An 11,328-nucleotide genomic window follows, 5' to 3' on the forward strand; every position below is an offset into this window, starting at 1 on the left:
CTAAATTCGGGGCTTATAAGTCAATTAATGTCGGGCGCCAAATGGCGTAATGCCGATGGGTCGACGGCGACGAAGATCACTTTCGGGTTCCCGACCAGCTCTGCTTTCGCAAGCGGCTATGGCCAGCAAAGCGGCTGGCAGACGTTCAATTCCAACCAGAAGCTGGCGGCGCGCGAAGCCATCGGCCTGTGGGACGATTTGATCGCTCCCAGCCTGGTTGAGGCAAATGGCAACAGCTCCGACATCAAGCTTAGCCAGACCTCGACCAACATCAGCTATGCACATGCCTATCTGCCTGGTTATGTCGGTCGGGAGGGCACGGCCGGTGACCGCATGGCAGGGTCGGCCTGGTTCAATGCCAATAATTCCGCGCTCGCCGATCCCGACCCCCAGGAATATGCCTTTCTGGCGGTGATGCACGAAATTGGGCACACGCTGGGCCTGGATCACGCTGGCAATTATAATGGCAGCGGCAGTGCGGTCACCTACGGCAACACGTCCACCGGCTGGGCCTTCACGGAGGACAGCCGCCAATATACCATCATGTCCTATTTCAACGCCTCTGCGACGGGCGCGGACTGGTATTCCGGCGGCACCGTCGATGCGCAGACGCCGATGCTGTATGACGTGTATGCGATCCAGCAGATTTACGGCGCTGATTATTCCACGCGTTCCGGCAATACGACCTACGGGTTCAATTCCAACGCCGGCAGCGACATTTACGACTTCACTGTGAACTCGCGACCGGTCATGACGATCTGGGACGGCGCTGGCACGGACACGATCGACCTGTCCGGATTTTCTGGGGGCCAGCGCCTAGACCTGGCAGAGGGTGCCTATTCCGACATCGGCAGTGGCATGACGAAGAACCTCGCCATTGCCATCGGAGCGAAGATCGAGAACGCCATCGGCGGCAGCGGCAATGACGTTCTGTCGGGCAATGCGCTCAACAACGTGCTGAAGGGCGGTGCAGGCAATGACAAGCTGTACGGCCTTGGCGGCAATGACACGCTGGAAGGCGGCGCCGGCAACGATGAATTCTGGTCCGGTGCCGGCAATGACATCGTTCGCGGCGGCGACGGTTATGACATTCTGCATTTCGGGGTGAGGGTCGGCGACGTAACATTTGCAACGGTCAGCGGCGGTGTGCGTATCACCGGCGAGGGCGTCGACACGGTTTATGCCGACGTCGAAAGCTTTGCGTTCAAGGATGCGACGCTGCTTTACGCCGACGTTCTGAAGCGGGCGGGTGGCGGCACCACCGCGCCCGACAAGCCCACCCCGCCAACGCCGGAACCGACCGATAATCTGAAGGTCGATTTCAAGGCGTCCGACATCAACTCCTATTCGCGGTCTCAGGATGTCGTGAACAAGGCGTACAGCTTTGATCAGACGACGCTGACGATGACCGGCAATAATTGGAAGAAGCTGTCGATCGATTATTCCGTTACCAAGGATACGATGCTCACCTTTGAGTTTCGCAGCACTTCAAAGGCGGAATCGCATGGAATCGGCTTTGACGATGGCGATCAGTCCGCTCTCGATTTTCAGTTCCAGCTGTATGGAACGCAGGACGGCAATTCCATCACCAACACCGATTACCAGTATAAGGGCTCGGGTGATTGGCAGACGTTCACAATCTCCCTCGGCGACTATGTAAATGGCTCGATAGATAATCTCGTTTTCATCAATGACGACGATGCCTCGGCGAAGGCGAACAGCCAGTACCGCAATGTTCGCATATACGAGGGCGATGGCACTGCGCCGACGCCCGATCCGGATCCAGAGCCCAATCCGAAACCGGAACCGGGCGTAGAAACGGCGATCGATTTCACGGACTCGGGGCTCAGTTCTTACTCCTCGTCCCAGGATCGGGTGAACAAGTCCTTTTCCTATAGCGAATCGACCGTCTCCATGACCGGCAATAGCTGGAAGAAGCTGGCGCTGGAACACACCATAACCGATCAGACGATGGTCACGTTTGAATTCCGCAGCACGTCAAAGGGCGAATCGCATGGCATCGGTTTCGATGACAGTGATCAGCGGGCGCTCGATTTCCAGTTCCAGCTCTATGGAACGCAAAGCGGCAACGCCATAACAAACACCGATTATAAGTATAATGGATCGGGCAATTGGCAGACCTTCACCATTCCTCTTGGGGATTTCGTGGGTGACTCGGTCGAAAACCTCGTCTTCATCAATGACGACGATGCCAGGGCAAATGCCAATAGCCAGTTCCGCAACATTCGTTTCTATGAAGGCGAAGAGGGCACGTCCGATCAGGATCCAACACCGGACCCTCAGGACGTCATCGACTTTACCGATTCGGCAGTCAGCTCATACTCTTCCTCCCAGGACCGCGTGAACAAGGCCTTCTCCTACGACGAAACGACCATCGCGATGACCGGCAATAGCTGGAAAAAGCTGGAACTCGATTATTCTGTCACTGACGAAACCATAATCACGTTTGAATTCCGCAGCGATTCAAAGGCCGAATCGCACGGTATCGGCTTTGATGATGGTAATCAAAGTGCTCTCGATTTCCAGTTCCAGTTGTACGGAACGCAGGGCGGCAATTCGATCACCAATACTGAATTCGCCTATGACGGGTCGGGTGACTGGCAGAGCTTCACGATTTCGCTTGGCGACTATCTCAGCGGGAATGTCGACTACCTCGTCTTCATCAATGATGACGATGCACGGTCGAACGCGAACAGCCAGTTCCGCAATGTTCGCATCTATGAGGGCGACGGCGTGGCACCCGATCCCGGGTCCGACGACCAGTACCAGACGTCCATCGACTTTACCGATTCGACGCTGACGTCCTATTCCTCGTCTCAGGATCGGGTGAACAAGTCGTTCTCCTACGATGACACCACCATCGCGATGACGGGCAATAGCTGGAAAAAGCTGGAGCTGGATTATTCGGTCACCGACGAAACGATGATCACGTTCGAATTCCGCAGCGATTCAAAGGCGGAATCACACGGTATCGGCTTTGACGACAACAATCAGTCCGCCCTGGATTACCAGTTCCAATTATATGGAACGCAAGGCGGCAATTCGATCACCAACACGGACTTTGCCTATGATGGTTCGGGCGAATGGCAGACGTTCACGATCCCGCTGGGCGAGTTCGTCAGCGGGTCGATCGACTATCTCGTCTTCATCAACGATGATGACGCGGGCGCCAACGCCAATAGCGAGTTCCGCAACATCTCCCTCTACGAAGAGGGCGAGGCGGCACTTGAGCACGCCAATGGTCATAATCACGACCATGATCACGGCGACGATCATGTAGATGACGACCATTCAGACCATGCACAGGATCATCTGTTCCTGGACGATGATGCATCGTTCGGCGACGGGGATCTGGCAAATGCGGCGGCTGCGTTCGCTGCCGGTGCCGACCTGCCGGCGCCGTTCGAGGGTCTGGCCGATATCCAGGCATTCATTCTTTGATTGCATGATGAAGGACAGGCGAAGGGTTCGTCCCGGCGGGGACGGACCCTTTCTTCTTGGCCGCCTTCAAACTAGGAGCGGGCGTTCATGAACGAGGCCCGCATCATCGATGTCCAGCTGGATGAGCGCACGATCCTGTGGCGCAGTGCCGACATCGAACAGGAACGCCGGGTTGCCATTTTCGACCTGCTGGAGGGTAACAGCTTCGAGGTTCTGACAGAGCCGGCCAACGGCTATCGCGGTCCGTATCGCATCCTCCTTCGCGTAGAGGATGGCCGCCTGGCCATCGATGTAAAGCAGGAGGATGACAGCGCGCTCGATACTATCGTCGTCGCGCTCAGCCCGTTCCGCCGCACGGTGCGCGACTATTTTGCCATCTGCGAGAGCTATTATCAGGCGATCCGCCAATCGACGCCGCACGAGATCGAGACCATCGACATGGCGCGCCGGGGTATCCACAACGACGCCGCCGAGCTGCTGCAGGAGCGGCTGGACGGCAAGATCGCAATGGATTTCGACACCGCCCGCCGGCTCTTCACGCTCATCTGCGTGCTGCACATCAGAGGATAAGCACAATGTCCGTCATGTCCGACAAGTGGATTCGCACGCAGGCACAGGGCCATGCGATGATCGAACCGTTCGAGGATGGACAGCGCCGGGACGGCACGATCTCCTACGGGCTTTCCTCCTATGGCTATGACGCGCGGGTCTCGGACGAATTCAAGATTTTCACCAATGTCGACAATGCGGTGGTGGATCCTAAGAATTTCGCCTCGAACAGTTTCGTGGACAGAAAGACGGATTGCTGCATCATCCCGCCAAACAGCTTCGCACTGGCGCGCACGGTCGAATATTTTCGCGTTCCGCGCGACGTGCTGGTGATTTGTCTGGGCAAATCGACCTATGCCCGCTGCGGGATCATCGTCAACGTGACCCCGCTTGAGCCGGGGTGGGAGGGGCACGTCACCCTCGAATTTTCAAATACGACGCCCCTGCCTGCCAAGGTCTACGCCCATGAGGGCGCCTGCCAGTTCCTGTTCCTGAAGGGGAACGAGCCATGCGAGGTCAGCTATGCCGACCGCGCCGGCAAATATCAGGGGCAGCGCGGCGTCACGCTACCGAAGCTGTAGCCGCCACAGGCGTTCGTCATCGGCCGTCTTTCCCACCATATAGTGGAACCGGCCGACCTCCTGAAAGCCATAGCGGCTGTAGAAGCGCTGGGCGCGTTTGTTCTCGCTGAACACGCTCAGATAGAAATCGTCAGCCTCGCTGGTTTTCGCGACATCCATCGCCCAGTTCATCAGGCTCGCTGCGACGCCGGCGCCTTGCCAGGGCCTTAGCACGTAAAGTTGCCGCAGCTCGATCTTTTGCCGCCCGTCGTCGGGCGCTGGCAATGATGCAGGGCCCAGCTTGCAATAGCCGATCATCTGCCCTTCGCTTTCTGCGATGCGGAATCGGTAGGCAGGGTTGGCAAATTCATTCGGCATTCCCGGCGGACCGAATGTGTGGTGCAGGAAGTCCTCCAGATCTTCCGGTGGGTAAAGATCGCCGAACGTTTCGATGAAGGTCGCCCTTCCCAATCGGCATAGCGCGGTCAGGTCGGCGGCGCTTGGCGTACGATAGGAAACTGACGTCATGCCGGAACGCCTGCGGGGTGCGGCCACGCCGGATGGGTCAGCACCATCGCCTTGAACAGCGCGCCCATTTCCGTCGGCGCGGTCAGGCGATGGACCGCGGCGCTCAGGGCCTCCTGCGCCTGTGGGTTACGGCGCGCGAGAGATTCGGCGCGCAGGCCGATGCCCAATGCGGACAGAAACGCCGCCTGCGAAACCGGACCACCCACCTTCACGCCATTTGCCGCCTCGGCAAGCGCGGCGAAATCCACATGCGCCGTCAGGTCCGCTTCACCAGGATCGGCGAGCGGGTCGGCATGGCGGTGGCGGCTGACCGCCTGCAGCGTGTTGCCATGCTCCCCGCCCGTATAGCCATAATCGATGATCAGGGCGCCGCCGCCGTCCCCACCGATGCGCTGCCCCAGCCGGGCCATGATGGCGGTCGCTGCAGGACATGTTTCGCGGATGCTGGTGCCGGTGGGCGCGAAGCGAAGCCCGTCCTCATCGACGATTTGCCGTTCTTTCCAGCCGCCGGAGACGTGCACCTGCTGGCGCACGGGAAGGGCATCGAAAAATTCATTGGCGATGACGATCAGCGGTGCGCCGCGCGGAATGTCGTCGATGCTGTCGTGCCAGGTGGCGCCCGGAATGCGCCCTGCCTGCGATTGCCGCAGGCTGCGGCTTGTTTCGATCAGGTGGATACGCGCCTGAGCGGCCAGCGGCGGCGCCGCGCGGAGGGCGTCCGCCAGCAATGTGCCGCGCCCGGGGCCCAGTTCCACCAGCATGATGTCTTTCGGCGCGCCCGCGCGCGTCCACAGCTCCAGCGCCCACAGGCCGAGCAATTCGCCGAACATCTGGCTGATTTCGGGCGCGGTGGTGAAATCGCCCGCCGCGCCCAGCGGGTCGCGGGTGCCGTAATAATGCGCGTTGCAGCGCGCCATATAATCGTGAACGGACATGCCGCCGGCGGCGCGGATATGCCGGCGTAATTCCTGGGCGAAGGCGGTCACTGCTGTGCGGCGGTGCCTGCGATGGGTTCGACGCGGTGGCGCCGCGCCTTTGACGTCAGGATCAGCCATGCGCCGATCAGGATCATCGGCACGCTCAGCCATTGTCCCATCGTCAGGCCCAGCGTCAGGTAACCCAGATTGGCGTCCGGCGTCCGCAAGAACTCGACCAGGAAACGGAACGAGCCGTAGCCCATCAGAAACGTGCCAGTCAGCTTTCCCGGATGATAGCGGGCATCGGTTTTCCAGAACAGGAACCACAATATGCCGAACAGCACGAGGCCCTCCAGCCCGGCTTCGTACAATTGGCTGGGATGTCTGGGCACGTTGCCGCCCGTGGGGAAAACCATCGCCCAGGGCACGTCCGTTGGCCTGCCCCACAATTCGCCATTGATGAAATTGGCCAGCCGCCCGAAAAACAGGCCAAAGGGGATGCTGCAGGCGATATAGTCGCCCAGCCTCAGCATCGCGAGTTTCTCCTTCAGCGAATAAAGCACGATCGCCAGCGTCACGCCCAATACGCCGCCGTGAAAGGACATGCCCCCCTCCCACAGTTTCAGCATGTTGATCAGGCTGCCGTCCGGCCCGAAATAGCGCTCGGGATTGTAGAACAGGATGGATCCCACGCGGCCGCCGCCGATCACGCCAATGGTGATCCACGTGACCAGATCGTCAACGTGCCTCTTGGCAAGCGGGCTGCCCGGCAGGCGGATCATCTTCGCCACATACCACCAGGCCAGGACGATCCCGGCGATATAGGCCAGGCTGTACCACCTGATCGGCAATCCGAAATCCGCGAAAGGGACCGGTATGGTAAACCATATCGGGTCGATGTTCGGATAATCGATCACGCTTTGAAACAGGTCGAACATCGTCGCCGCGCCCCCGCTATATTTGGCAGCATTGCCCTGGTGGTTCGCGCGAACCATAGTGCCGGAAAACATAGACGCAATTGTGCCGTTGATCCCTAATGCGGGACCGTCTGGGAGGATGGATGCTGACCGAACTCGACAAGGCGCATGACGCCACCATCGCCGCACTGACCGCCGAGGGAACCGCGATGGCCGTGAAGGTCGCCGATGTGAATGGCGTGGAACTGCCGATTTTCACTGCGGCACCCCCTACCATGCGGGAATATTTCGATTTCTTCTTCACCGCACACGGGCAAAAGGAATTCGCCGTCTACGCGGACGAGCGAAAGACCTTCGCGCAGATCCTCAGCGAGGGGAAACATATCGCGGCGGTGCTGCAGCATGAATTCGGCATCGCAAAGGGTGACCGGGTCGCCATCGCCATGCGTAATTTCCCCGAATGGATCAGCGCCTATGTCGGCGGCCTTTACCTTGGCGCGGTCGTGGTGCCGCTGAACGCGTGGTGGACGGCAGAGGAACTGGGATATGCTCTTGACCATTCGGGCGCCCGTATCGTCATTGCGGATGAGGAGCGGCTGGAACGCGTCCGCGCCGCCGCCGGTCGCGACATGCCGCTGATCGCCGTGCGCGCCTCGGTCGCTGCCGCCGCTGCGCATGGTGCCCGGCGTTGGCAGGATGTGCTGGCGGAAAATCCCGATACGATGTGGCATGTGCCGCCGATCAGCCCGGATGATGACGCCACGCTGATGTATACCTCGGGCTCCACCGGCCATCCGAAGGGCGCGGTATCGACGCATCGGGCGCTGGTCCACGGTGCGATGAACTATCTCGTCACTGCCCTCTCCATGCTGCAATTGGCGGAGGCGGCTGGGACGACCCTGCCGGAACAGCAGATCATGCTGTTGAACGTTCCCTTGTTCCACATCACCGGCAGTGTCCCCATCCTGCTTGTCTCGGTGGCGATCGGTCGAAAGCTGATCATCATGCATAAATGGGATGCGGGCGAGGCATTGCGCCGGATCGAGGAGGAGCGCGTGACCTATTTTGTCGGCGTGCCCACGATGAGCCTGGAAATGCTGCAGCATCCCGACCGCGACAAATACGATCTTTCTACATTGGTCGACATTGCCGCCGGCGGTGCCCCCCGGCCCGCAGAGCATGTTCGCCGCATCATGGACGAAATGGGAAAGACGCCCGCCATCGGCTATGGCCTGACGGAAACCAACGGCGTCGGCGCGGGCAATCTGCGCGACAGTTATCTCGCCCGGCCCAATTCCACCGGGCGCGCATCGAAACCGATGGTGCAAATCGCCATTCGCGATGAAAGCCTGAACGAAGTCGCCCAGGGCGTCCGGGGGGAGGTGTGCATCCGGTCTGTTTGCAACGTGCGGGGATATTGGCGTGACCCGGCGGCAACGGCGGCCGCTTTTCCCGGCGACGGCTGGTTCCTGACCGGCGACATCGGCTATCTGGACGAGGACGGCTATCTGTTCATCGTCGATCGCAAGAAGGACATCATCATCCGGGGCGGCGAGAACATCGCCGCACAGGAGGTGGAGGCGGCGCTTTACGCCCACCCGGCGGTTGCCGAATGCAGCGTTTTCGGCCTGCCCGACGAACATATGGGCGAAACCGTCGCCGCAGTCGTCTATCTGAAGCCGGGGGAAGAAATCGGATCCGACGCCCTTGTCGATTTCGCGCGGAATGAACTGGCAGCGTTCAAACTGCCCGAAAAAGTCTGGTTGGTGGCCGAACCGCTGCCCAAGCTGGGGTCCGCGAAGATCGACAAGATGGCGCTGAGGAAAACCTATCGCGAGCAAGAGGCGGCAGCGTAACGAAACGCGCGATCAGGCCGCGAACTTGCCTCTTATGCGCTCCGCATCTTGCATGGTGACCGTCCGGCCCCGGCCGGATTCCTTCGCCTTGTAAAGCAGTTCATCCGTGCGGCTCATGGCGCGCTCATAGGATTCGTTCTGTTCCAACTGAACGACGCCTGCCGAAAAATTCAGCGGATCCAGATAGGTGTCCGTATCTTTCAGCCTTAATCTCCGTGCATAAAGCGTGGCTCGCGCATTCTCCAGCGCCGCGCGCGCATCGGCCAAATGCGCATTATTGAAAAGCAGGGCGAATTCCTCTCCGCCATAACGACTGACAAATGCATGGGGCAGGGTTTTGGTCAGATGATTCGCGACCGTTTTCAAAACCCGGTCGCCGACAAGATGGCCGTGCCGGTCATTGACGGCCTTGAAGCGGTCAAGGTCCAGGATCGCAAGGCAACTGTTCTGGCCGGCGCGGATGGTCTCTTCGAATTTTGCCTTGAATGCGCGGCGATTCGCCAGCCGGGTCAGATGATCCTGCCGCGCCTCCTGACGGGCATTTTCCAGTTCGCCCTTCATTTTCGTGATCTGGTGCCGCGCGTCGGCCAGCTCGGCTTCCGTTTCAGCTATGCGACCCAATGCCGTGGTGACAGAGGTGCCAAGGCGGCTGACCGCATCGGCCGGATCCGCCCCGTTCAGCCCTTCGCGGCCCTGGCGCAGTTCGCCGGCGAATTCGCTGACGTCGGCCTCCTGCCGCGCCAGCACACCTTCCAGCGTCTTTGTTACCGTTTCCGCGCGCGCAGCGATTTCGCCGCTGATTCCATTGGTTTCGACACCGATCAGCGCCAGATAGACGCTCAGGGCCTGTGCCACCCACTCTTCGGTGATGTCATGTCCTTCGGCGGCGTAGCCTTCCAGCTCCCGCCGCAACGACTGGCCCGTGGGGGAGGTCGCATACCAGGCGAAATTCAGCGTCGCCTTCGTCAGGGGAAGCCCATATTGCACCAGCAGCGAATCGATCAGGCCCAGGCGGTCTGAAAGGTTCACGGTATCTGGCGTTGCGAGCATCGAAATTTAGCATCCGAAAGAGCACGGAAGAAGGCGAATAGCCATGCGGCTATGTCACCACCACCATTGGCAGGCAATTCTTACCATCGTCTTGAGATTACCGCCGCTTTTCCGCTCACGCACGGCGCACAGGGGAATCAGCGAAATGCGCTGGCCAGCGCCCGGAACAGCCCGCGCCCGTCCGTACCGCCCTGATCCTCCTCGACCAGCCGTTCGGGGTGCGGCATCATGCCCAGCACATTACCGCGCCGGTTGCGAATGCCGGCAATGTCGTTCTGCGAACCGTTGACCGCGTCCAGATAGCGGAACACCACGCGTCCCTCATCCTCCAGCTGCGTCAGCGTTTCGGCGTCGGCAAAATAATTGCCGTCATGATGCGCCACGGGAATGCGGATGGTTTCCCCCGCCGCATAGCTGTCGGTAAAGCGCGTGTCGGAATCCTCGACCCGCAGCGTTACATCCCGGCAGACATAGTTCAGGTTTGCATTTCGCAGCAGCGCGCCCGGCAGGATCTGGGCCTCTGCCAACATCTGAAATCCATTGCAGACGCCCAGCAAATAGCGCCCCTCCTCCGCCGCCTTTACCACCGCCTGCATGATCGGAGATTTCGCGGCGATGGCGCCCGTCCTCAGATAATCGCCATAGGAAAAGCCGCCGGGCAGCGCGATCAGGTCGACATCGGGCAGGCTCGCTTCGCCGTGCCACACCATCTCCACGTCCGCTCCCGCGACATCGCGCAGCGCCACCGCCATGTCGCGGTCGCAATTTGAGCCGGGAAAGACGACGACAGCCGCTTTCATCTAGATTTCGATCCGGTAGTTTTCGATCACGGTGTTGGCCAGCAGCTTGCGGCACATCTCCTCGATGCGTGCCTCGTTGGTGCCGTCGGCCAGTTCCAGTTCGATATATTTGCCCTGCCGGACGTCGAGCGCCTCCTCAAAGCCGAGCGTGCCCAGCGCGTGGTGGACAGCCTTGCCCTGCGGATCGAGGACGCCGGATTTCAGCGTTATGTAAATGCGTGCCTTCATGCCGCGCCCCTATGCCAATACGTCAACGAACGCGAAAGCATTTTCCGGCAAGGTGGCAGGCGATCCGGACGAATTCAGGGAAATAGAAAAGATGGGCGCGCTTGCACTGACGCTTTTCGTGCTGCTGTTCGGCTTTGGGCAGGATTTCATCGGCGGGATGGAGGGGGCGAACATGCAGTTGGCGCTGTTCGCATCGTTCCTGTTCGGCATCATCTGCGGCTGGACGACCAATCGGTAATGCTGTGTTTCGGGGTCAATCCGGATCAGCGCCGGGTCGCGCGCTGTTGCAGGGCCTCCGACAGCCGCTCATAGCCGCTTCGGACCAATTTTGCGTCGCATGGATTGTCGAGCAGCGACAGCAAGGCGCGCAGATCGCCGGTCTCTTCCTGAATCCGGTCCTCCTTGTTTCTGTCCGTCTGTTGCACCGTTCCATCCAATCCAAATAACGCGGCTAAATTACC

General features: G+C 60.0%; 12 protein-coding genes. 5 read left to right on the top strand and 7 right to left on the bottom strand.

The window, feature by feature from the left end; translation table 11 throughout:
- Positions 1-27 precede the first annotated feature (27 nt).
- The 3 genes from ACSMXM_RS12805 to dcd all read left to right on the top strand — a co-directional run bounded on the left by ACSMXM_RS12805 (position 28) and on the right by dcd (position 4,592).
- Positions 28-3,462: a M10 family metallopeptidase C-terminal domain-containing protein gene (locus tag ACSMXM_RS12805; RefSeq protein WP_460316693.1), complete on the top strand. Its 3,435-nt coding sequence runs from the start codon at positions 28-30 to the stop codon at positions 3,460-3,462.
- An 87-nt stretch (positions 3,463-3,549) separates the two neighbouring features.
- Entirely contained in the window at positions 3,550-4,032 is a 483-nt protein-coding gene (locus tag ACSMXM_RS12810) for a UPF0262 family protein (RefSeq protein WP_460316694.1), read from the top strand.
- A gap of 5 nt (positions 4,033-4,037) precedes the next feature.
- Complete coding sequence (dcd, locus tag ACSMXM_RS12815; protein ID WP_460316695.1) at positions 4,038-4,592, top strand: dCTP deaminase; 555 nt, start codon at positions 4,038-4,040, stop codon at positions 4,590-4,592.
- Here the strand turns inward: dcd and ACSMXM_RS12820 are convergent.
- From ACSMXM_RS12820 to lgt, 3 genes are read right to left on the bottom strand one after another with little or no spacing between them, the layout of a single operon-like run.
- On the bottom strand, positions 4,578-5,099 hold the full coding sequence (locus ACSMXM_RS12820) for a GNAT family N-acetyltransferase (protein ID WP_460316696.1): 522 nt from the start codon (positions 5,097-5,099) through the stop codon (positions 4,578-4,580). The genes dcd and ACSMXM_RS12820 overlap by 15 nt on opposite strands.
- A complete protein-coding gene (locus tag ACSMXM_RS12825; RefSeq protein ID WP_460316697.1) occupies positions 5,096-6,085 on the bottom strand; it encodes a class I SAM-dependent methyltransferase in 990 nt (329 codons plus the stop codon). The genes ACSMXM_RS12820 and ACSMXM_RS12825 overlap by 4 nt, the downstream gene beginning before the upstream one ends.
- Positions 6,082-6,954 carry a prolipoprotein diacylglyceryl transferase gene (lgt, locus tag ACSMXM_RS12830; protein WP_460317603.1) on the bottom strand — a complete coding sequence of 291 codons (873 nt, stop codon included), beginning with the start codon at positions 6,952-6,954 and terminating at the stop codon, positions 6,082-6,084. The genes ACSMXM_RS12825 and lgt overlap by 4 nt, the downstream gene beginning before the upstream one ends.
- Before the next feature lie 122 nt (positions 6,955-7,076).
- Between lgt and ACSMXM_RS12835 the strand changes: the two genes are divergently transcribed.
- Complete coding sequence (locus tag ACSMXM_RS12835) at positions 7,077-8,789, top strand: class I adenylate-forming enzyme family protein (RefSeq protein WP_460316698.1); 1,713 nt, start codon at positions 7,077-7,079, stop codon at positions 8,787-8,789.
- 12 nt (positions 8,790-8,801) lie between these two features.
- On the opposite strand, the gene ACSMXM_RS12840 is transcribed toward ACSMXM_RS12835, so the two are convergent.
- From ACSMXM_RS12840 to purS, 3 genes are all read right to left on the bottom strand, one after another.
- A complete protein-coding gene (locus ACSMXM_RS12840; protein WP_460316699.1) occupies positions 8,802-9,839 on the bottom strand; it encodes a GGDEF domain-containing protein in 1,038 nt (345 codons plus the stop codon).
- Positions 9,840-9,976: 137 nt separating this feature from the next.
- Complete coding sequence (purQ, locus tag ACSMXM_RS12845) at positions 9,977-10,639, bottom strand: phosphoribosylformylglycinamidine synthase subunit PurQ (protein ID WP_460316701.1); 663 nt, start codon at positions 10,637-10,639, stop codon at positions 9,977-9,979.
- Positions 10,640-10,867, bottom strand: a complete 228-nt coding sequence (gene purS, locus ACSMXM_RS12850) for a phosphoribosylformylglycinamidine synthase subunit PurS (RefSeq protein WP_460316703.1) — start codon at positions 10,865-10,867, stop codon at positions 10,640-10,642.
- Here purS and ACSMXM_RS12855 point away from each other — a divergent pair.
- Positions 10,866-11,105 (top strand): hypothetical protein, encoded by a 240-nt coding sequence (locus ACSMXM_RS12855; protein ID WP_460316704.1) that lies wholly within the window; start codon positions 10,866-10,868, stop codon positions 11,103-11,105. The two genes, purS and ACSMXM_RS12855, sit on opposite strands and share 2 nt — an antisense overlap.
- Before the next feature lie 25 nt (positions 11,106-11,130).
- On the opposite strand, the gene ACSMXM_RS12860 is transcribed toward ACSMXM_RS12855, so the two are convergent.
- A complete protein-coding gene (locus tag ACSMXM_RS12860) occupies positions 11,131-11,292 on the bottom strand; it encodes a hypothetical protein (RefSeq protein WP_460316705.1) in 162 nt (53 codons plus the stop codon).
- Between the last annotated feature and the right edge of the window lie 36 nt (positions 11,293-11,328).

The organism is Pacificimonas sp. ICDLI1SI03 (genome assembly GCF_054740865.1).